This is a genomic window from Pseudomonas sp. YeP6b, assembly GCF_025642995.1.
Taxonomy (GTDB): Bacteria; Pseudomonadota; Gammaproteobacteria; order Pseudomonadales; family Pseudomonadaceae; genus Aquipseudomonas.
This window is the reverse complement of the sequence record NZ_CP080090.1, coordinates 5340965-5361560: the sequence shown is the minus strand read 5'-3', so window position 1 is coordinate 5361560 and position 20596 is coordinate 5340965. Positions and strand designations below refer to the sequence as shown.

The following is a 20596-nucleotide window of genomic DNA, read 5'->3' as shown; positions in this document are numbered from 1 at the left end:
CTTGAGTGGGTTGAAGAGCGACCACCCCTCGATTAATGGGCACACTCAATGCTGACTAATTTACACAGGAGCACAGAGTGCTGACATTCAATTGCTCGCAGGCCGCCTGCGACTTCTTCAGCCGCATTCACAAAGGGAAAAAAATAACCCCAGTTGAAAAGCCGCCGATTCCAAGCGCCGAGGATGAAGGGCTACACGCAGACCCTAACCAGTGGCTGGTCCACGCCGCGACTGTTAAGCGTAAGCATGTGCTGGTGGCGATCCACTTGAAAACGCGCTACAGCATGCTGTTCTTCGATATGAAGAAGGCCGACCACGCGGGCTTTGTGCATGCATTTACCCATCGCTGGATCGATGGCGTCATGGACCTGGCCTTGAAGTGTGATGTGCTGGATATGATCGAACCACAGGCGTATGAACGGCTATTGAGCGACTTGGGGAACACCTATCGCCTGGTCCAGCGCGGCGACCGCAGCAGTCAAGGGCAAATCAACGAAATCCTGCGTATTTTCAAATGGGATGCCGAAGATTTCGACTTTGTGACGCAACCCTGGAGCACCCGCCGGTATGACGCGACCATTAACCGGACGCCCAGAACCATTACAGGATTAAAGGGCTATGGCTGGCCCGAGGAAGAAATGCTGATTTTCTGGTTGATGGCAGTGGGTGGTGTGGACGCGGCGATGGCTCAACAGGCACGTGAAAAATATCGGCAAAGCCAGCGGTCACGCTCTATCCCCTAATGCCCTTGCAGCCTCGGCGCCTCCCGAATGATCAGGTGATCCAGGTTTTCGATATTCGCGCTGAACACCCCGAAGGTCTGCTCGGGGTTTTTCTTGCTCGGCACCTGTTGCAACGCTGGCGTCACACCATAGAAGAAGCAATACAACGCCCGTTCACTGTCCACCGCCGCCTTGATCTGCTCCAGGAACGCCTTGCGCTTGCGGTAGTTCTCGATGAGTTTTTTGCTCAGGTAGACGTTGACCGAATAGGGCTTCTTGTCGAGCCACACCTTCTTTTCGAAGTCGATGCGAAAGCTGCTGGTGTAGTCCTTGATCGCTTTGATCTTGCCCCAGTAGATCAGGCCTTTGTTGTCTTGCAGGTATTCGACCTTCTTGAAAAACGTCCAGTAGGTCGCGGTGTGCTCGCCGATCTTCAGCGGCATGGCCTTGAGCTTGTCTTTGTCGTCGATATTCGACACATAGCATTCCACCGGGTGGGCGAACACGCTGGTTTTTTCCGGGGTGGTGTCGCTGGCGCTGTGGGATGTGGCGGTGCGGGGCGAAGGCGCTTTCGTTGGATCCTGCGGGACGTGTCCCTCGGTGCCCGCGAGTGGTGTTTTGCGTGGGTACTGACGCCGCGTCAGTACAAATTCTGATGGGAAATTGTCCTCGCGCTCGTCGTCACTTTCACCGGGCGCGCTCTTGTGCGTGCTGGCATAGCGGCAGCCATCAATGTGTTGGGTGCTGGTCTTGTTCTTGAAGTGCGGCGTGCGCTGGTAATTGATGTTTTTCGCGTTGAAGGTGCTCAACGCATTGCCCGCATCGAACGCTGCGCGGCATTCGTCGTTGGGGCACAGGAAACTGTCCTTGTCGGAGTCGAAAGGGCTGGTTTCGTCGAAATTCAGATCTCGTACGTCGTAGATCGACAGTTTTTCGTCGAGACTCAGGCTGTAGGCCGTGTCGAATTTCATGGGGCTCGGATCCGTGAGATGAGTTGCTGGATATTACGCAAATATCCTTTATTACGGAGATCAAAAATGTGGGAGCTGGCTTGCCTGCGATAGCGGAGTATCAAGTCAGGTATAGGCAAGCTGACCCACCGCAATCGCAGGCAAGCCTGATGTGCTGCGTCAATACCAAGTGGTCAACCACCGGTACGCGATCCACCGCGACAAGGCCAACTTCGTCACCTACGACAGCCAGTCCGCCTCGGCCTCACAAGTGGAAGCCGTCGCCATCCTGATCCTCACCGACCGCTTCCAACACTACGCCGCGCCACTGGTAAGGGAAGGGCGCCTGCGCGCACTGTGCCCGGAACAGGTTCACCTGAGCACCGCATTCAACCTGATCCTGCGCCACAACGCGCCAAGAAGCGCGATGCTAAAAGCCTTCGCCACAGCCCTGGGCGTAGACCTCAAAGCCCCGATCTAAACCCCCGCCGAACACTGATCAATGAGCCTACAAAGCTCAAATGTGGGAGCTCTCGAGCCCCAGCGAGGCAGCGAAGGGATCGACTCGGTCTACCTGCCGACCCCATCCATCTGCATCGACCCCCATCACCTCATGCGAGTGCGCTACCCAGCCCTGCACCGATCAAAATGTGGGAGCTCTCGAGCCCCAGCGAGGCAGCGATGGGGTCGCCTCGGTTTACCTGCCCACTCCATCCATCTGCATCGACCCCCAAGCACCTCATGCGAGTGCGCCACCCAGCCCTGCACCGATCAAAATGTGGGAGCTCTCGAGCCCCAGCGAGGCAGCGATGGGATCGCCTCGGTCCACCCGCCGCCCCCATCCACCTGCATCACCGCTGCAACCGAGCCCGCTTCTTTTTCGCATGAAAATGCCGAAAATGCGCATCCTGTGCTGCCGCCAACAACTCCCGATCCCCACGAGTATCGCCCCAAGCCCGCAGCCGATACTCGCCCAAATCCCCATACACCGCCTCAAGCCGCAGCACCTTATTCTCACAGCGGCAATTATTCCCCGTGAGCTTGCCCGTCAACACCCCGTCGACCACCTCAAGCTCAGTGCCAATCAACTTGATCCCCAACCGATTCGCAAACGGCTGCAACACCAATGCCGGCGATGCCGAACACAAGGTCACCACCGCCCCGGACTTCACCTCATCCGCCACCGACTGCAACCCGGTGGGGCGCATCAACTTGCTCCAATAGCGCTGGCAATACGCCTCAGCCTGCTGCTGCACCCACGCCTTCTCCACCCCAGTCATAAAGGTGCGGATCAACTGCGCCTTCAACTCATCCCGGCTGATCTGCCGCAGCAAAAAGCGCAGCCCAGGCACCGCCAGCTTGACCATCCGGCCATAAAACTCGCCGGGGCCAAAGGCAAACTTGAGGAACGGCACGAAACTATCGTGATGGGTCAGGGTGCCGTCGAAGTCAAAGACGGAGAGTACTTTGGCGTCTACTGGGCCGGCTTCGAGCATGTCTGGGTTCACGGGTTGGCCTCGGTCCTATCTAATATTTTTTAAGCGTGCATCAGGTGTGACAGCAGGATTTTACTCCTGTATCAATCGACTGATTTTCGAGTACAGCCCAGCGGTGAATTCATCCCGGTCGCTCGACCGGTGACAACGCTGATGGCAATTGGGGCACAAGGCTACAGCATTGGTGGTGCGATCCGAACCCTTCTGGGCGAGGTGCTTGACGTGATGTACTTCAAGAAATGGCTGGCCGTTATCTAGAGTAAACGGAGCCTGTAGGCCGCAACCCTCACAAATACCCGCCGCCTGCTGACGCACCCAAGCGCGTACTTCCGGATCGCGGACGTAAGATGTGCTGGTTGTGCTGACCTGTTGCGGCGTGGCGATGCCTTCGGGCTTAGTCTTGATGGGTTTGCTTTGAAGCTTTGCCGCGCGCCGCTCCAATAGCTCTTCATCAAACGTGGGGGCGTTGTTTTCAGATTCAACGATGCCGCGCTGTTCAAGCATTCGACGAATACGAGAGACGATTCCCGAGCCGACATTATTTGCAGCTGTGTAGCCTGCAATTGGCGTCTGATTCAGTGTTTCAAATACAGCAGAAATATTGCGCATGCGGTAGTCGACCGACGCCAAGGACCGATCGCTTAGAGCGCCCTCGCGCAGAAGCTCGTGTTCAGCTTTCTTGTTAAGCGACTGGCCGAGACTTTCCAGCTTCAACATTTTCAGGTAGCCATCGACGGACGCTTCAAGCTCCTGATCGCTCCATCCGGTATTACTTTTTTGCGTATCCATACAGCCGCCGAGGGTAGAAAACCCTCGGACGATACTGAGTAGCCATTATGGCGTCTACGAAATTTCCTGCGAATCGGTCAGATTTGGCTGTCGTCGAATTTAGTGAAATCGCTGCTTCATTCGGAAAGGTTGAATGAGCTTGCGCCACCACAGAGTCTTTGTTGATTCTCCCCGATAGGACCGATTCACTAACAAATACGGCATATCCCGAAGTCGTATCCAACCTTCATCCTGCCAATGCAGCAGGTTCAACGACATCTCAGGCCAATCCAACATGCTCAACAACGGTCGCTCCATCGTCCGAGGCTGACGCTCGTCCCGCAACGTCGGAACTACTTCATGAGTCAGCCAGCTACGCAGTAGGCGATTCCCCGGTGTGTAGTGATAAACCAGCAATGCGTAAGCCCCGGATTCACTGATCATCAGCATTTCTTGCGGCTGACCGTGAAACAGTAGTTTTAGAGTTCTTCGCTGGTCTTCATCGAGCTTGCGCGTCGTTCGCTCATCTAGATACCAGCCCATCAAACGCCCAAGGTCGCGCGCGCAGAACCAGGGTTGGTTTTCTAAAAGGAGGGTGTGAAGTTGAAGGTTTTGGCGGGTGAAAACGACGGCAACAAAGGGCTCAGCCGTGGCAACCTTCTTGGCTGTCGGCAAGTCGAGCAGATATTGGCTAGGCATTTCCTATGATCTCTACGTGATTGTCGCGAGGGCAGGAGCCCAACGTAGAGAGCGGGTTTAAGAAACTCCAACTTGCCTGGCCTCAAAGCAGCATTAAGTTCGCATGAATGAGATCAGGCGGATTTTGGCTGTAAGTGTGGCTAGCTTCTACGTTGGGCGTTTCTTAGGCACCGGTGGACGAGACTATTCAGCATTGAAACTCACATCAACCCTTGAATGGATGATCTTGGTGTAAGAAGGCTCCTATTCAAATCACGGAGCATAAAAAAGCCCTGAACATGTCAGGGCTTCTTGATGTTGCCGGCTTAGGGATTAATCCCAGCTCAACGCGCCACCGGTTTGATACTCGATCACGCGGGTTTCGAAGAAGTTTTTCTCTTTCTTCAAGTCCATGATCTCGCTCATCCACGGGAACGGGTTGGTGGTGCCTGGGTATTCTTCTTTCAAGCCAATCTGCGACAGACGACGGTTGGCGATGAACTTGAGGTAGTCCTCCATCATTGCCGCATTCATGCCGAGAACACCGCGCGGCATGGTATCGCGCGCATATTCAATCTCTAGCTGCGTCCCTTGCAGGATCATCTGGGTCGCTTCTTCTTTCATTTCAGCATCCCACAAATGTGGGTTTTCGATTTTGATCTGGTTGATCACATCGATACCGAAGTTCAGGTGCATCGACTCGTCGCGCAGGATGTACTGGAACTGCTCGGCCACGCCGGTCATTTTGTTGCGACGGCCCATGGACAGGATCTGGGTGAAGCCGCAGTAGAAGAAGATGCCTTCCAGGACGCAGTAGTAAGCGACCAGGTTGCGCAGCAGTTCTTTGTCGGTTTCGACGGTGCCGGTTTCGAACTTCGGATCGGAGATCGAACGGGTGTACTTCAGGCCCCAGGCGGCTTTTTTAGCCACCGATGGGATCTCGTGGTACATGTTGAAGATCTCGCCTTCATCCATGGCCAGCGATTCGATGCAGTACTGATAAGCGTGGGTGTGGATCGCTTCTTCGAAGGCCTGGCGCAGGATGTACTGGCGGCACTCCGGGTTGGTGATCAGGCGGTACACGGCCAGCACCAGGTTGTTGGCGACCAACGAATCCGCAGTGGAGAAGAAGCCGAGGTTGCGCATGACGATGCGGCGTTCGTCGTCGGTCAGGCCTTCGGGGTTTTTCCACAGGGCGATGTCGGCGGTCATGTTGACCTCTTGCGGCATCCAGTGGTTGGCGCAGCCGTCGAGGTACTTCTGCCAGGCCCAGTCGTACTTGAACGGCACGAGTTGGTTGAGGTCGGCGCGGCAGTTGATCATGCGCTTTTCGTCAACGGCGACGCGGGCGGCGGAGCCTTCCAGCTCAGCGAGGCCTTCGGCGACGTCGAGTTTGTCCAGGGCGGCCTTGGCGCGCACGATGGCGGCGGAGTCACTGGCGGTGACGGCGCGGGCTTCGATGGCGGCCGCAGCGCCGGCGCCGTCGAGGCGGTCCATGTTGGCTTCGGTGGCGTGGCCGGCGTTGGCGCCTTTGGCAACTACTTCGCCGTCTTCTTCTTTGTCGAATTCGTCCCAGCTCAGCATGACGTGTCGTCTCCTGCGTGAGGGCTCAAAGGTGCCCGTGTGAAACCGGATGGTTGGGTGTTCACACGGCCCTCGGGCCGCGGTGGATCTTAAGGAATCGTTTGTTGCAACAGCTAGCGCAGGCATTAAACGGAATAGGGTAACGGGTGCTCTGCGTGAGGCTTGAGGGGCGGAGCGACAGGTGCATGCTCCAGCGGGGGCCTCAGGTCTGGCTCTTCATCCCCGTGTAAAGGGATATTGCAGGCCCGATTTACCCGCGCATTATAAGGAAAAATTTGTCTTTGTGTTGCGGCGGATGGTCACGATGGAGGGCCAAAATGCCGTGGTTTTCGGCCAAGGCGTGTGTTTGCAAGGCTTTGCCAGGGTAGGAATTTTTTGACGGGCGGTGGGATAGTTTTTGTGGGACTGGAGGAGGCGGGGATGTGGAGGGCTTTGGGAGGTGTGTAAGGCCGAAATCGCCATCGCAGGCAAGCCAGCTACCACATTTGTTTCGTGGAGGGCTCTGGATCGGCTCTTTGCCGCAAGAACGATTTCTTGCGGCGAATAAGATCTGGATTTAACTCCACGGCGGGAAGTTGTTATCCGTTAGAGCAACCATTGCCCATCACTTGGTAATTAAGAATATGGCGCTGGCCGTGTGAGTCTTCATATTCCATCTTCACCGGTACAACTTGGCAGACTTCTGGAACAGCGCTCATGGACAATACTTTGGCCACATCCAAGTGTGTGCTGTAAGTGTAATCTTCAACAATCGGGGCGTTCTGGCCAGCCAGCTCAGTCGGGGCTTCGTCGGCCAGGGCGGCGGTAGCGCACACGCTGCTGAGGGCCATAACTACTAAAGCTTTCATTTCTCTTTTTACCTTCTTCTGGGCGAAAGGGGTCACGGGGCCCTTATGAGGCCGCGTGTGTAACTTAGGATGGGTTAGTTCGGATTAACGTTGCCTTCGTGGGGGCTGTTACGGTGTTAATCACATTGCCTTGGTTGGCGGAGTTGATTCTAGGCTCGCGGGTTATATTCATATACCCGTGCTTTTGATAAAGACTATTGGCGGTTTTTGTAACAATCCTGTGGTAAAGGTTTTTTCACCCAGCGTGAAAGCCACGCAGGGCGCGGGCCAGAGCCGCATATGGGCATAGCAGGGCAATGTGTAGGGGCTTGTTACTACCATCGTCGAATGGTTCTATGGGGCAGCCCCGGCTACAACAGGGGCCATACAACAACAACTATGTCACCGAGGTAAGAAAGATGAGTGCGGCTTCCCTGTACCCCGTTCGCCCCGAAGTAGCAGCCAACACGCTGACCGACGAGGCGACCTACAAGGCCATGTACCAGCAGTCGGTGGTCAACCCCGATGGTTTCTGGCGTGAGCAAGCCAAGCGCCTTGACTGGGTCAAGCCTTTCACCGCGGTCAAGCAGACCTCTTTCGACGACCACCATGTCGACATCAAATGGTTCGCCGATGGCACCCTGAACGTTTCCTACAACTGCCTGGACCGTCACCTTGCCGAGCGTGGCGATCAGGCGGCGATTATCTGGGAAGGCGATGATCCTTCCGAAAGCCGCACCATCACCTACCGCGAGCTGCATGAAGAAGTCTGCAAGTTCGCCAACGCCCTGCGCGGCCAGGATGTGCACCGCGGCGACGTGGTGACTATCTATATGCCGATGATCCCCGAAGCCGTGGTCGCCATGTTGGCGTGTACCCGCATCGGTGCGATTCACTCCGTGGTGTTTGGCGGCTTTTCGCCGGAAGCCCTGGCCGGTCGCATCATCGACTGTAAGTCGAAGGTGGTAATCACCGCTGACGAAGGCATCCGCGCGGGTAAGAAAATTCCGCTGAAAGCCAACGTCGACGACGCGCTGACCAACCCGGAAACCAGCAGCATCCAGAAAGTCATCGTGTGCAAGCGCACCAATGGCAACATCAAGTGGAACCAGCACCGCGACATCTGGTACGAAGACCTGATGAAAGTGGCGGGCACCGTGTGTGCGCCCAAAGAGATGGGCGCCGAAGAAGCGCTGTTCATCCTGTATACCTCCGGCTCAACCGGCAAGCCTAAAGGTGTGCAGCACACCACCGGCGGCTACCTGCTCTACGCAGCCCTGACCCACGAGCGCGTGTTCGACTACCGCCCGGGCGAAATCTACTGGTGCACCGCCGACGTCGGCTGGGTCACCGGCCACACCTATATTGTCTACGGCCCACTGGCCAATGGCGCGACCACGCTGCTGTTCGAAGGCGTGCCGAACTACCCGGACATCACCCGTGTCGGCAAGATCGTCGACAAGCACAAGGTCAATATCCTCTACACCGCGCCCACTGCGATCCGCGCGATGATGGCTTCGGGCACCGCTGCTTGCGAAGGCGTGGATGGCAGCAGCTTGCGCTTGCTCGGTTCTGTCGGTGAGCCGATTAACCCGGAAGCGTGGGACTGGTACTACAAGAACGTCGGCCAATCCCGTTGCCCGATCGTCGACACCTGGTGGCAGACCGAAACCGGCGCCACCCTGATGAGCCCGCTGCCGGGTGCTCATGCACTCAAGCCGGGTTCGGCGGCGCGGCCATTCTTCGGTGTGGTGCCGGCGTTGGTGGATAACCTCGGTAACATCATTGAGGGCGCTGCCGAAGGCAACTTGGTGATCCTCGATTCGTGGCCAGGCCAGGCGCGTACGCTGTACGGCGACCATGACCGTTTCGTCGATACCTACTTCAAGACCTTCCGTGGCATGTATTTCACCGGTGACGGTGCTCGTCGCGATGAAGATGGTTACTGGTGGATCACCGGCCGTGTGGATGACGTGCTTAACGTGTCCGGCCACCGCATGGGCACCGCCGAGATTGAAAGCGCCATGGTTGCCCACCCGAAAGTCGCCGAAGCGGCGGTGGTGGGTGTGCCGCATGACATCAAGGGCCAGGGCATCTATGTGTATGTCACGCTCAAAAATGGCGAAGAGCCGAATGAAGCGCTGCGCCTGGAGCTGAAAAACTGGGTGCGCAAAGAGATCGGGCCGATTGCTTCGCCGGATGTGATCCAGTGGGCGCCGGGTTTGCCGAAGACGCGTTCGGGGAAAATCATGCGCCGTATCTTGCGCAAGATCGCTACGGCTGAGTATGACGGGTTGGGGGATATCTCCACGCTGTCGGACCCAGGTGTGGTGGCGCATTTGATTGAGACGCACAAGACCATGAACGTCGCGTAAGGCGAGGTTGATGGGACAGGGCCCCATTCGGCGTGAGCTGGATGGGGCTTTTTTGTGGGGTTCAGAATACGAAGCGGGCTAGCGTGGGAGCTGGCTTGCCTGCGATAAGGGTGGGGCAGGCAACAATGGGCTAGCTGACAGCCCGCTATCGCAGGCAAGCCAGCTCCCACAGTTGGAATGTATTTGCAGGCTGGCTGAAGCCGTGGTCTGACAGGCCCGCATAACCCTCAAGCCAATAAATATCGACTTACCTGGTTGGATATTTCTGAATGTTACCGAGCACACTAAATGTGTAACCCCACGCCCAAACATGAGGCAAAGTGCTACGCCCATGCCCCGAAAACCCACGGTTTAGACACCCTCAGAAATAAGATTAAACGCCAGACTTGCCGTGCTAGAAGGGTTTGCGAATAATAGGCCCGCAATTTGCAGCATCAATAGGTTTAATGTCTTTTGTCTCTGCATAAAAAGCAGCGGCTGTCAATGTGCTGGAACCGCTTTCTCGGTGCTTCTGTAAATTGTTGTCGCATTGAGGAAATATCGGCTTCCGGCCTGTCGTTAGAATGCCGATCACTCGCTCGTCGTCTCCTGTATCAATTCGGGGTAGGACGCAGCACCGCTATTCGGTTTCACTTAAGTCGCATCGTGGGCCACGGCTCATTCTGCTTTTTGCCCTACCGATGGAGTCCCAAGATGAAGAAACTTGTGCTGTTGGGCGCCCTGGCGCTGTCCGTGTTGTCCATGCAGGCCTTCGCTGATGAAAAGCCCCTGAAGATTGGTATCGAAGCGGCTTACCCTCCGTTTGCCTCGAAGGCGCCGGATGGCAGCATCGTCGGTTTTGACTACGACATCGGCAACGCCTTGTGCGCAGAGATGAAGGTCAAGTGCGTCTGGGTTGAGCAAGAGTTCGACGGCCTGATCCCTGCGCTTAAAGTGCGCAAGATCGATGCGATCCTGTCGTCCATGTCCATCACTGACGACCGCAAGAAGTCCGTGGACTTCACTTCCCGCTACTACCTGTCCCCAGCGCGCCTGGTGATGAAGGAAGGCACCACCGTCAGCGACAGCCTGGATGAACTCAAAGGCAAGAAGATCGGTGTGCAGCGCGGTTCGATCCACGATCGTTTCGCCAAGGAAGTACTGGCCCCTAAAGGCGCCACCGTGGTTCCTTACAGCTCGCAGAACGAAATTTACCTGGATGTGGAAGCCGGTCGCCTCGACGGCACCGTGGCTGACGCTACCTTGCTGCAAGACGGTTTCCTGAAGACCGACGCAGGCAAAGGCTACGCGTTTGTGGGCCCACAGTTCACCGACGTCAAATACTTCGGTGAAGGCATCGGTATCGCGGTACGTAAAGGCGACAAGGCCGACCTGGACAAGATCAACGCTGCTATTGCTGCGATCCGTGCCAACGGCGAATACAAGAAAATCCAGGACAAATACTTCGACTTCGATATTTACGGCGCTGACCTTAAGTAACTCGTCCTAGCTGTCTGTCCAGAATGGCGCAAGCAACAGAATTCCTGCGGTTTGCGCCATTTTTTCATCCCCCTTTTCGAGGACCTGAATCATGTTGAAAGGCTACGGGGCCGTCATCCTCGATGGCGCATGGTTGACGCTTCAGCTCGCCTTGTCGTCCATGGCCTTGGCGATCGTTCTGGGTCTGATCGGGGTCGCGTTACGCCTGTCGCCGGTGCGTTGGTTGGCCTGGCTGGGTGACTTGTACTCCACGGTGATCCGCGGGATCCCTGACTTGGTGCTGATCCTGCTGATTTTCTACGGCGGTCAGGACTTGCTGAACCGCGTCGCGCCGCTGCTTGGCTATGACGACTATATTGACTTGAACCCCTTGGCCGCCGGTATCGGCACCCTGGGTTTCATCTTTGGCGCCTACCTCTCGGAAACCTTCCGTGGCGCCTTCATGGCCATTCCCAAGGGCCAGGCCGAGGCCGGCCTTGCGTATGGCATGAGCAGTTTTCAGGTGTTCTTCCGGGTGATGGTGCCGCAGATGATTCGGCTGGCGATCCCTGGGTTTACCAACAACTGGCTGGTACTCACCAAGGCCACCGCGCTGATTTCAGTGGTGGGCCTGCAAGACATGATGTTCAAGGCCAAGCAGGCGGCAGATGCCACCCGCGAGCCTTTTACCTTCTTCCTCGCAGTGGCGGCGATGTACCTGGTGATCACCAGCGTGTCGTTGCTGGCCCTGCGCTATCTTGAGAAGCGCTACTCGGTAGGCGTAAGGGCGGCTGATCTATGATCTTCGACTACAACGTCATCTGGGACGCCATGCCGCTGTACCTCGGCGGCTTGGCAACCACCCTGAAATTGCTCGCCATTTCGCTGTTCTTCGGCCTGCTCGCCGCCTTGCCTCTGGGCTTGATGCGTGTGTCCAAGCAGCCGATCGTCAACGGCTCGGCCTGGCTCTACACCTATGTGATTCGCGGCACGCCGATGCTGGTGCAGCTGTTTTTGATCTACTACGGCCTGGCCCAATTCGAAGCCGTGCGCGAAAGCTTCCTCTGGCCGCTGCTGTCCAGCGCCACGTTCTGCGCGTGCCTGGCCTTTGCGATCAACACCAGCGCCTACACCGCCGAGATCATTGCCGGTAGCCTCAAGGCCACCCCTAATGGCGAGATCGAAGCGGCCAAGGCCATGGGCATGTCGCGCTACAAGCTGTACCGCCGCATCCTGCTGCCGTCGGCCCTGCGCCGCGCGCTGCCGCAGTACAGCAACGAAGTGATCATGATGTTGCAGACCACCAGTCTGGCGTCCATCGTCACCTTGATCGACATCACCGGTGCCGCGCGCACGGTGAACGCCCAGTTCTACCTGCCGTTCGAAGCCTATATCACGGCCGGCGTGTTCTACCTGTGCCTGACCTTTATCCTGGTACGCCTGTTCAAGTTGGCCGAGCGCCGCTGGCTGAGCTACCTGGCGCCACGGAAGCACTGATATGGAACGTATCGATCACCGGTTGCCCTGGGGCCACCTGGGCTGCGAGCGCCAGCTGAGCGTGTTTCGTTTCGGCAAGGGCGAGCGCAAGGCCTACATCCAGGCCAGCCTGCACGCCGACGAGTTGCCCGGCATGCGCGCGGCCTGGGAGCTGAAAAAACGCCTGAGTGAACTGGAACAGCAAGGCGCCCTCAACGGGGTGATCGAGCTGGTGCCGGTGGCCAACCCAATGGGCTTGGGCCAGCTGTTGCAAGGCAGCCACCAGGGGCGTTTCGAGGTCGGCAGCGGCAAGAATTTCAACCGTGATTTCGTTGAGCTAAGCGAGCCGGTTGCCGCGCTGCTCCAAGGCAAGCTGGGCGATGATCCGCATGCGAATGTGCGCATGATCCGCCAGGCGATGAGCGATGCGCTCAGTGCATTGCCCGAGCCGAGCAGCCAGTTGCAAGGCATGCAGCGCGTTCTGCTGAGCCACGCCTGCAGCGCCGATATCGTTCTGGACCTGCATTGCGACGCCGAAGCCGCGCTGCATATGTACGCGCTGCCCCAGCATTGGCCGCAGTGGCGCTCGCTGTCGGCGCATTTGAATGTGAAAGTCGGCCTGCTGGCCGAAGACTCCGGCGGCAGCTCGTTTGATGAGGCGTGCTCGCTGCCGTGGTTGCGTCTGTCTCGGGCGTTCCCCGAGGCGCAGATTCCGCTGGCGTGCCTGGCGACGACCCTGGAACTGGGTGGTCAGGCCGACACCGGCCGCGATGAGGCGATCTTCCACGCTGAAGGCATCTTGGCGTTCCTGGCCGAGCAAGGCTTGATCAAAGGTGAATGGCCCGCGCCGCAGCACGAACCTTGCGAAGGCTTGCCCTTTGAAGGCACCGAATTGTTGTTCGCCCCCCATGCCGGCGTAATCAGTTACCTGCGTAAAGCCGGTGACTGGGTGGAGGCCGGCGAGCCGATTTTTGAAGTGATTGACCCTCTGGAAGACCGCGTGAGCATCATCCGCGCGGGCACCTCGGGGGTGTTGTTTGCCGTTGAACGGCTACGTTATGCCCAAGCGGGTTTCTGGCTGGCCAAGGTGGCGGGGCGCGAAGCGCTGCGTCACGGGCGCTTGCTCAACGACTGACCACCTGTTTTTGTGAGAACCGACCGCATGTACAAACTTGAAGTCCAAGACCTGCATAAACGCTATGGCAGTCATGAAGTGCTCAAAGGTGTGTCCTTGGCCGCCGCGGCCGGTGATGTGATCAGCATCATCGGTTCCAGTGGTTCGGGCAAAAGTACCTTTTTGCGCTGCATCAACCTGCTCGAGCAACCCCACGCCGGCAAGATTTTGCTCAACAACGAAGAGCTGAAACTGGTGGCCAACAAGGACGGCGCCATGAAGGCCGCCGACCCCAAGCAACTGCAACGCATGCGTTCGCGCCTGTCGATGGTGTTCCAGCATTTCAACCTGTGGTCGCACATGACTGCGTTGGAAAACGTGATGGAAGCGCCGGTGCACGTGCTGGGCATGTCGAAGAAAGACGCGCGCGAGAAGGCCGAGCACTACTTGGCCAAAGTCGGCGTGGGCCATCGTAAGGATGCGTTCCCCGGCCACATGTCCGGCGGCGAGCAGCAGCGCGTGGCGATTGCCCGTGCGCTTGCGATGGAGCCTGAGGTAATGCTGTTCGACGAACCGACCTCGGCGCTCGACCCGGAGCTGGTTGGCGAAGTGCTCAAGGTCATGCAGGACCTGGCCCAGGAAGGCCGCACCATGGTGGTGGTGACCCACGAAATGGGCTTTGCTCGTGAAGTGTCCAACCAACTGGTGTTCTTGCACAAAGGCATCGTCGAAGAACGTGGCAACCCGCGCGAAGTGCTGGTGAACCCGCAATCGGAGCGGTTGCAGCAGTTTCTGTCCGGCAGCCTGAAATAATCAAGACTGCTTTTGTGCACCGAGTTAGTGCATGCTTGGCAGCTCGGAAGTTGACTTCGGTCCCTGTGGGAGCTGGCTTGCCTGCGATAGCGGTGTATCAGTAACCGATGTGCCAACTGCCCCACCGCCATCGCAGGCAAGCCAGCTCGCACATTTTGATCTTCATTAGCTTTAGAGATTTGTGTTGGTTTCCGGGCTAGCATTGGCCTTTGTCTTCATTACCGTTCTTCGCTTCGGATAGCATTCCATGACCGCCCACAAAATTGGTTTCCTGATTTGGCCCAGCACAAAAGCCCTGACGCTTGCGCTGGCTGAGGAGGCCTTGCGCGTTGCTCAGCGGGTGCATCCGGACGTGGTCTACGAGTTGTCGTTTCTGCTCGCAGAGCCTGCCATTGAAGGCGCCTGGCAATTGCCGGGCGAGCCGTGGGCCGGCAAGCTTGAAGGCTTCCAGAAACTCTTCCTGCTCGCGGACGAACCGCCCACCGTCATCGCCTCCCAGCTAAGCACTGCGCTCAAGCAGCTTGTGCGGGCAGGTTGCGTGATCGGCGGCTTGTCGGCCGGGGTGTATCCGCTGGCTCAGTTGGGCTTGCTCGACGGCTACCGCGCCGCCGTGCACTGGCGCTGGCAGGATGACTTTGCCGAGCGTTTCCCCAAGGTTATCGCCACCAGCCATCTGTTCGACTGGGACCGTGATCGCCTGACCGCCTGTGGCGGCATGTCGGTACTTGACCTGTTGCTGGCGGTATTGGCCCGTGACCACGGTGCTGAGCTGGCCGGCGCGGTGTCCGAAGAGCTGGTGGTGGAGCGCATCCGCGAAGGCGGCGAACGCCAGCGTATCCCGCTGCAAAATCGCCTGGGTTCCAGCCATCCAAAGCTGACCCAGGCGGTTCTGTTGATGGAAGCCAACATCGAAGAGCCGCTGACCACCGACGAAATCGCCCAGCACGTGTGCGTGTCGCGACGACAGCTTGAACGGATCTTCAAGCAATACCTCAACCGCGTTCCCAGCCAGTATTACCTGGAACTGCGCCTGAACAAGGCGCGCCAGATGCTCATGCAAACCAGCAAGTCGATCATCCAGATCGGCCTGTCGTGTGGCTTCTCTTCGGGGCCGCACTTCTCCAGCGCCTACCGCAACTTCTTCGGCGCCACCCCACGTGAAGACCGCAACCAGCGACGCAGCAGCAGCCCCTTCGAGCTGTCGTCAGTGCCTTCCGAGCGCGGCTGATTACTCCTCCATCGGCGTCGGGCCCACGAACACCAAGGGCACGCCTTGATCGTCCACTGTGGCGGCCTCTACCTGAAAATCGATGCCGGTGCGCAGGTAGTGTTGCCTCAGATACTGCAGGCTTTGCGGTGACAGCGGGTTGCCGCTGAAATCGCTGTCCTCGCCATAGGCCGCTGTCGATTCCAGCAGGTCGGCCGGAATGTCGCTGATCAAATTGTCGCTCAGGTCCACCGTTTCCAGTTCCTGAAGACTGAACAGGCCGTGAGGTACCGCGCTGATCCCGCTATTGCGTAGATGAAGCGCCTTCAATTCATGCAGTTTGCTGACGTCAGGTGCCATGCCCAGTGGGTTATTGCTCAGGCTGATGTACTCAAGCTGGGTCATGTCGCTGAGCATATTGATGTCTGGCGCGGTCAACGTGACCCGGCTGTCTTCAAGGTTCAGGATGGACAGCCTCGGCAGGTGCGCGAGTGTTTGCGGCAGCTTGCCGAGCATGCATTGGTTGAGGGTCAGTGTTTCCAGGTGAGGGAAGCATCTGAGCGTGCCATCAACCCCGTTGGTGACGCCGCTGCCGTTGATTTCGAGGTTGGTGACATGCTCGAACCTTGCGCTCAGTTCAGGCAGCGGGCCCAGGGTCGATGTTTCAATGGCCACTGAATGGGTGAATTCACTGTCCAGGCTTTCTTGGTCCTCCTCACTTTCGCGACGCCAAGCGTCTTCAAGCAAGGTCTTGAAGTTCTGGCGTGCCAGTTGCTCCAGCGCGGCAGTCTGTTCGTCAAGCGGGATGCCTAGGGTGGGATGGCGCGCGGGGATGTTCAGGGCCCATTGCTGAAGGTCGGTGCCCAGTTGCGCGTATTCGGCTTCAAGGCGCGTGAGTGTCGGGGCGACGGCGTCCATGTCGCCGGGCATACGAAAGATGAACCGGTCCGCTTCAGTCTCCAGAAAGGTCGGGTACAGGTTCATGACCCTGGTACGCTCCGCGCTGGGCGCCTGGGCGGCGAAAAACGCGCCCTGGTTTTGGCAGTAGGCCTTGACCCGCTGCAGGGTGGTCCGAGTGAGTGGGTTACCGGACAGGTCGAACTTTTGGGCGGTCTCAGGCGTCACGCTGAACAGGCCCTGGGGTAGCTCGGCGATTTGGTTGTCGCTCAGCAAGATGGCCTGCAACTGCGGGTGATCCAATACGCCATTGGGCAGGCGGTCGATGTCGGTGGAAGACAGGTCCAACAGGCTCAGGTTGGGCATGGCCTGCACATCGGGTACCAGGCCCAGCGGATTGTTGTGCAGGTCCAGCGCGTGCAGGCCGGTCATGGCGTTCAATCGGGCCTGGCTTTGCGCGGTGAGGGTAATGTTGCAGTCGCTCAGGATCAGGCTGTTCAGATCGGGCCGCGTGCTGATGTAGGGCGGCAAGTCTCCCAGCGCAATCGAGCGCAGTTCCAAGTGGCGAAGCCAGGGAAAACGCTGCAAAAACCCTTCGATTCCTTGCAGGTGGGGGCCGCCGATCACGGACAACAGTGACACATGCTTCAAGGTTGAGCCGGGGTCCGGCAGGTCGGTTAAGCCCGGGGCATTGAGCCTCAGGGTATAACCATTGGGCGAGCCATCCGTAAAGTACTGGTCGCGCGGGGTTTCCTGACGCCAGCACTCTTCCAGTTGTGCGGCTATCAGGTGGCGGGTCCTTTGCTCGTAATCCCGTCGCTGAGGCGTCATTGCAAGCTGGGTTTCGGGGTCGATAGCGGGGATGGCTTGCTGCCAGGTTTGCAGGTTTTGGCGCAATACCTGGCGCTCCGCGCGTAGGAGGGCGAGCTCATTGCTGGCGCCGCCTGGTTGCGCTTGCATGTGTTCGAGTGCGTTCTGTATTTGCGCATCGTCAAGCGTGGGAAACAGATCGCGTACCTGCGCAAGCAGCGGCGGCGGTCCATCACCGTGCTCAGCCAGGGCCGGGTAGCCCTCCATGCCGCCCAGCAGCTTCATGATGCCCGGGTCGTAAGTCGGTTTGCGAAGGGGGGCTGCACTGAGCAGTTCGCGCAATTGATTGCGTGCCAGGGCGTGTTCTCGAATACGCCGGCGCAGGCGTACGCCTTGATCAATGCCCAGCTGAAGGGTTTGGCGTTGCGCCTCGGGCAGTGCGCCGAGGATCGCCGAGTAAAGATCGGTGGGCTTGGTGAGTGCGCCGTTGTCGTCAGGCCATGTGTATTCGCCGGTTTCGCTGCGTACCAACGTGCGCGCGATCGGCGCCTGGGCAGTGCCGACCTGATCGCGCAGCAGGCCGTTGGCCGAATAGTCCCTGACCTGAAGGCGCACCTGCGCAGGCCATCCCGGCAGTTGGGGCAGCGAATGCAGGGCCAGGCGCTCGGTGTCCCAGGTGGCCGCGCCAAAGTGCAAGCCTTCGTAGGCGCGGCAAACGCGTACTTCGGCCCACGCATCGCGTGCCGACTGGTTCAGGCGCTGGGGCGTGCGTTGGTTGTCCAGTTCTGCCAGCTCCTCGGCTGTGGCGTGGTCCAGCAGTTTTTCCGCGACGCTGGCCGGCAGCCCAGGGGCGGCATCCATCAGGCGCTGTGCTCTTGGATTACGGGTGGCTTGCAGGGGCGCGTAGTGTGATTCGAACAACGACATGCGCTTTTCTTGGGCAATCGCCGCAAGTTTTTTTCGCAAGTGGGTGGCGCGTGTGTCCAGGCTCAGGCGCGAATCACCCACGTCTGCGCCAAACGCTTGAGCGGCATCTTGCGGGGGCAGTTGGGTGAGTATCGCCTTGAGCAGATCGCCATTGTTCAAATGGCTTTCGAGGATCCGGATGGCGGGCAGTTGGTTGTCGCCAAACGTCCAGGCGGTTTGCCCTTGGGCGTCGATAAATTGCAAGCTGCGGGTTTGCGGCCAATAGCCCTGGCCGGTCAATAACTGCAGGTTGGCCTGTGGGTCGACCTTGCCGTACACCTGCGGGTCATCGCTGTTGAGCTGGTCGATCTGGGTTTGAAGCGCGCGGTCGACGCGCAAGCGGTCCAGGGTATCAATCAGCAGGGCCGGGGGATTTTCACTGTTGACGTGCATCTTGCGTAGCGCCGCTTCGTCGACACCGCTGATGTTCAGCGCCAACGTCTGGTCAGCCTCGCTGATGCCTTCCACGCTGTGCCCCAAGCGCCGCAAAAGGGTTTCTCGGCCCCATTGCAGCGGTTGTTCCAGCTCCGTGTGCCAGGCGCCATGGCCGTTGTGACGCACGAGCGGGCGGTAGGCGGGAGGGCGCGAAGGATGCGCGATGCGCTGGGTGTTGGACGCCGGGTCTGTTTCCACGTTGTAGACCTTGTTGTCCAGCTTCAGCAGGTTTGCGCGCGGGTGTTGGAACAGCCCCGATGGGTCGCGGTAGCTGCCCTGCGGCACGCTGATCGGTTGTTCGTAAGCGCTGAGGTCGGGTTTCCAGTAGAGGGTGCGGCCGTTGGCAAGTTTTACCGGCTTGAAGCGGTCGATGAAGTCGATGACGCTCTGGGGCAGGACCTTGCGAAACTCGGCGATGGCAATCGTACCGCCCACGGCGAAACCACCCAGTTGCACCAAGGCGTCGACCGCCCCCAGCAGGTGACCGACGGCCTCACTGTGCACGCCTTCGCTCCAGTCGATGATCCCTTCGAACACCTCATCCAGCAATTGGTAGGCCATATAGCCGAGCATCAATTCGCCGGCAAACGGCACGAAGGGCGCAATGATCAAAGCAGCGGCTTGCAGGATTGAGGAGGCGACGTTGACGAATGAATCCCACAGTGCCCAACGGGCATTGCGGTCCACGGTTGCCGTGGTGACGGCGGTGGTGCGGCCGTCGTTGAGGATCTGATTGAGTGTGCGCTGGTATTGATGTCGCTCCAGCCCGCCGCTGCGGGGTGTGGCGACAAAGCGCACGCGTGGGTTGTCTGTGGGCGCTTCATACCAAGTCGGCAGGCCGCTGCCATGTACATGGGGGTGCCAGGTGACTTTGGCCAGCAGTTGGCCCAGGTTGGCGAAAAAATGCCCGCGTTGGTCATGGGCGACAAACCGGCTGAAAAACCGTTGGTAGCCTTCATCGCGCAGCTGGCGCACCAGCTCTTTTTGCATCGCCTGGGAGGAGGCATATTCCTTGAATGGGTGCTTGGGGTCGCCGGGCACATAGGCGACCACCCGCGCCGCCGAGCGGCTGGTCTCAAGGTCAGGCGCAAACACGATGATGCCGGGCAGGTCGGCGCCCATCAGGCTCAGGTCGTGATAGCGCAGCGCCTGGCCGTCCAGGCGCATGCCGGCCAGGCCGTCGAGCAGGCCTTGGATCAAGCGAAAATAGTCCAGCTGGATGTCGCCGGTGATCAAGGCCCAGTGCAGTGCGGCTTGCAGCTCGGCCTTGTGGCTGTTCTCAACCTTCAGGCGCAAGGCGGCTTCGGCGACCGGTTCGTTCAAGCCCAGTTGCTCTCGCAGGTAGCTCGCATACAGCGCGCCGATGTCGAGGTCGCGGCACAGCTGGGTAAAGGCGTGGATCGACAGCACCTTTTTGATGGCTGGCAAGGTGTCGAAGTGGCCCCTGGCGTCGGGGCGGGTGATGAAGGTCGACACCGCTTCATAGGCGTCTGCCTGGGTTTCCTTGGCTTCAAAGTTGTGCAGCACGGCCTCCAGCAGTGACACGGTCCAGGTGCGCGCGGCTCCCGAGTGGATCGGCAGGCCAGGCAGTGTTTGCGGGACATAGAGGCGCAAGAAGGTATTTTTGACGTCCAGGTCCAGGCCGAACTGCGTCTTGAGGGCCAGGGTGAGGATCGGTTCGGCAAAGTCTTGGGCATTGAGCACGTTGGCCAGGGCGTGTTCGACGGTGTTTTGGGCGCTCCAGTGGGCGGTGGCCAAGCGCTTGAGTTCGCCCAGGTTGTCGGGGCTGGCGCTGCGCACCGATTGAGGCAGGCCCACAACACTGTTGCCCAAGGCTTGGCGGCGGCGCAGGGAGGTTTCGCCGAGCCAGCGCGGTAGCGCGTTTTTCAGCGGGGCGTAGTGGTTGTCGGGCTGGTTCGGGGGCGCGGCTTGCAGCGTTTGTTCAGTAGCGTCGGGCATGGTGCCAATCCTTGAGCGTGATGAAAGAGCTCCAGTTAATCGGCGCACGACCCTTTCGGGG

Annotated in this window: 15 protein-coding genes and 1 pseudogene; 9 read left to right on the top strand and 7 right to left on the bottom strand. The window is 58.8% G+C overall.

Annotation, left to right across the window (positions count from 1 at the left end):
* Positions 1 to 77 precede the first annotated feature (77 nt).
* Complete coding sequence (locus KZH41_RS24175) at positions 78 to 743, top strand: DUF6933 domain-containing protein (RefSeq protein ID WP_263273867.1); 666 nt, start codon at positions 78 to 80, stop codon at positions 741 to 743.
* Here KZH41_RS24175 and KZH41_RS24170 read toward each other — a convergent pair.
* Complete coding sequence (locus KZH41_RS24170) at positions 740 to 1693, bottom strand: hypothetical protein (RefSeq protein WP_263273866.1); 954 nt, start codon at positions 1691 to 1693, stop codon at positions 740 to 742. The genes KZH41_RS24175 and KZH41_RS24170 overlap by 4 nt on opposite strands.
* Before the next feature lie 145 nt (positions 1694 to 1838).
* On the opposite strand from KZH41_RS24170, the pseudogene KZH41_RS24165 reads away from it, so the two are divergent.
* A pseudogene (locus KZH41_RS24165) lies at positions 1839 to 2153 on the top strand (LysR family transcriptional regulator); the annotation flags it as partial.
* A gap of 370 nt (positions 2154 to 2523) precedes the next feature.
* On the opposite strand, the gene KZH41_RS24160 reads toward KZH41_RS24165, so the two are convergent.
* From KZH41_RS24160 to KZH41_RS24140, 5 genes are all read right to left on the bottom strand, one after another.
* Positions 2524 to 3168: an HAD-IB family hydrolase gene (locus tag KZH41_RS24160; RefSeq protein ID WP_094950481.1), complete on the bottom strand. Its 645-nt coding sequence runs from the start codon at positions 3166 to 3168 to the stop codon at positions 2524 to 2526.
* A gap of 72 nt (positions 3169 to 3240) precedes the next feature.
* Complete coding sequence (locus KZH41_RS24155; protein WP_094950482.1) at positions 3241 to 3957, bottom strand: HNH endonuclease; 717 nt, start codon at positions 3955 to 3957, stop codon at positions 3241 to 3243.
* Positions 3958 to 4056: 99 nt separating this feature from the next.
* Positions 4057 to 4635, bottom strand: a complete 579-nt coding sequence (locus tag KZH41_RS24150; RefSeq protein WP_094950483.1) for a Bro-N domain-containing protein — start codon at positions 4633 to 4635, stop codon at positions 4057 to 4059.
* A gap of 312 nt (positions 4636 to 4947) precedes the next feature.
* A complete protein-coding gene (locus KZH41_RS24145; RefSeq protein ID WP_242152119.1) occupies positions 4948 to 6198 on the bottom strand; it encodes a ribonucleotide-diphosphate reductase subunit beta in 1251 nt (416 codons plus the stop codon).
* A 578-nt stretch (positions 6199 to 6776) separates the two neighbouring features.
* Positions 6777 to 7046: a DUF2790 domain-containing protein gene (locus tag KZH41_RS24140; RefSeq protein ID WP_263273865.1), complete on the bottom strand. Its 270-nt coding sequence runs from the start codon at positions 7044 to 7046 to the stop codon at positions 6777 to 6779.
* Positions 7047 to 7444: 398 nt separating this feature from the next.
* Between KZH41_RS24140 and acs the strand changes: the two genes are divergently transcribed.
* The 7 genes from acs to argR all read left to right on the top strand — a co-directional run bounded on the left by acs (position 7445) and on the right by argR (position 15489).
* Complete coding sequence (gene acs / locus KZH41_RS24135) at positions 7445 to 9400, top strand: acetate--CoA ligase (protein ID WP_263273864.1); 1956 nt, start codon at positions 7445 to 7447, stop codon at positions 9398 to 9400.
* Positions 9401 to 10093: 693 nt separating this feature from the next.
* Positions 10094 to 10879 carry an ABC transporter substrate-binding protein gene (locus tag KZH41_RS24130; protein WP_094950486.1) on the top strand — a complete coding sequence of 262 codons (786 nt, stop codon included), beginning with the start codon at positions 10094 to 10096 and terminating at the stop codon, positions 10877 to 10879.
* 91 nt (positions 10880 to 10970) lie between these two features.
* Positions 10971 to 11660: an ABC transporter permease gene (locus tag KZH41_RS24125; RefSeq protein ID WP_053257623.1), complete on the top strand. Its 690-nt coding sequence runs from the start codon at positions 10971 to 10973 to the stop codon at positions 11658 to 11660.
* Complete coding sequence (locus KZH41_RS24120; protein ID WP_094950488.1) at positions 11657 to 12355, top strand: ABC transporter permease; 699 nt, start codon at positions 11657 to 11659, stop codon at positions 12353 to 12355. The genes KZH41_RS24125 and KZH41_RS24120 overlap by 4 nt, the downstream gene beginning before the upstream one ends.
* A gap of 1 nt (position 12356) precedes the next feature.
* On the top strand, positions 12357 to 13469 hold the full coding sequence (locus KZH41_RS24115) for a succinylglutamate desuccinylase/aspartoacylase family protein (protein WP_094950489.1): 1113 nt from the start codon (positions 12357 to 12359) through the stop codon (positions 13467 to 13469).
* 27 nt (positions 13470 to 13496) lie between these two features.
* The gene (locus KZH41_RS24110; RefSeq protein WP_003214336.1) at positions 13497 to 14261 is read left to right on the top strand and encodes an ABC transporter ATP-binding protein; all 765 of its coding nucleotides are present in this window, start codon (positions 13497 to 13499) and stop codon (positions 14259 to 14261) included.
* A gap of 247 nt (positions 14262 to 14508) precedes the next feature.
* Positions 14509 to 15489 carry a transcriptional regulator ArgR gene (gene argR / locus KZH41_RS24105; RefSeq protein WP_094950490.1) on the top strand — a complete coding sequence of 327 codons (981 nt, stop codon included), beginning with the start codon at positions 14509 to 14511 and terminating at the stop codon, positions 15487 to 15489.
* On the opposite strand, the gene KZH41_RS24100 is transcribed toward argR, so the two are convergent.
* A complete protein-coding gene (locus KZH41_RS24100) occupies positions 15490 to 20535 on the bottom strand; it encodes a dermonecrotic toxin domain-containing protein (protein WP_263273863.1) in 5046 nt (1681 codons plus the stop codon).
* Positions 20536 to 20596: the final 61 nt, after the last annotated feature.

Coding starts and splice junctions, on each gene's coding strand:
- KZH41_RS24170 (WP_263273866.1), bottom strand. CDS start 1,693: ATGAAATTCGACACGGCCTACAGCCTGAGTCTCGACGAAAAACTGTCG.
- KZH41_RS24160 (WP_094950481.1), bottom strand. CDS start 3,168: ATGCTCGAAGCCGGCCCAGTAGACGCCAAAGTACTCTCCGTCTTTGAC.
- KZH41_RS24155 (WP_094950482.1), bottom strand. CDS start 3,957: ATGGATACGCAAAAAAGTAATACCGGATGGAGCGATCAGGAGCTTGAA.
- KZH41_RS24150 (WP_094950483.1), bottom strand. CDS start 4,635: ATGCCTAGCCAATATCTGCTCGACTTGCCGACAGCCAAGAAGGTTGCC.
- KZH41_RS24145 (WP_242152119.1), bottom strand. CDS start 6,198: ATGCTGAGCTGGGACGAATTCGACAAAGAAGAAGACGGCGAAGTAGTT.
- KZH41_RS24140 (WP_263273865.1), bottom strand. CDS start 7,046: ATGAAAGCTTTAGTAGTTATGGCCCTCAGCAGCGTGTGCGCTACCGCC.
- acs (WP_263273864.1), top strand. CDS start 7,445: ATGAGTGCGGCTTCCCTGTACCCCGTTCGCCCCGAAGTAGCAGCCAAC.
- KZH41_RS24130 (WP_094950486.1), top strand. CDS start 10,094: ATGAAGAAACTTGTGCTGTTGGGCGCCCTGGCGCTGTCCGTGTTGTCC.
- KZH41_RS24125 (WP_053257623.1), top strand. CDS start 10,971: ATGTTGAAAGGCTACGGGGCCGTCATCCTCGATGGCGCATGGTTGACG.
- KZH41_RS24120 (WP_094950488.1), top strand. CDS start 11,657: ATGATCTTCGACTACAACGTCATCTGGGACGCCATGCCGCTGTACCTC.
- KZH41_RS24115 (WP_094950489.1), top strand. CDS start 12,357: ATGGAACGTATCGATCACCGGTTGCCCTGGGGCCACCTGGGCTGCGAG.
- KZH41_RS24110 (WP_003214336.1), top strand. CDS start 13,497: ATGTACAAACTTGAAGTCCAAGACCTGCATAAACGCTATGGCAGTCAT.
- argR (WP_094950490.1), top strand. CDS start 14,509: ATGACCGCCCACAAAATTGGTTTCCTGATTTGGCCCAGCACAAAAGCC.
- KZH41_RS24100 (WP_263273863.1), bottom strand. CDS start 20,535: ATGCCCGACGCTACTGAACAAACGCTGCAAGCCGCGCCCCCGAACCAG.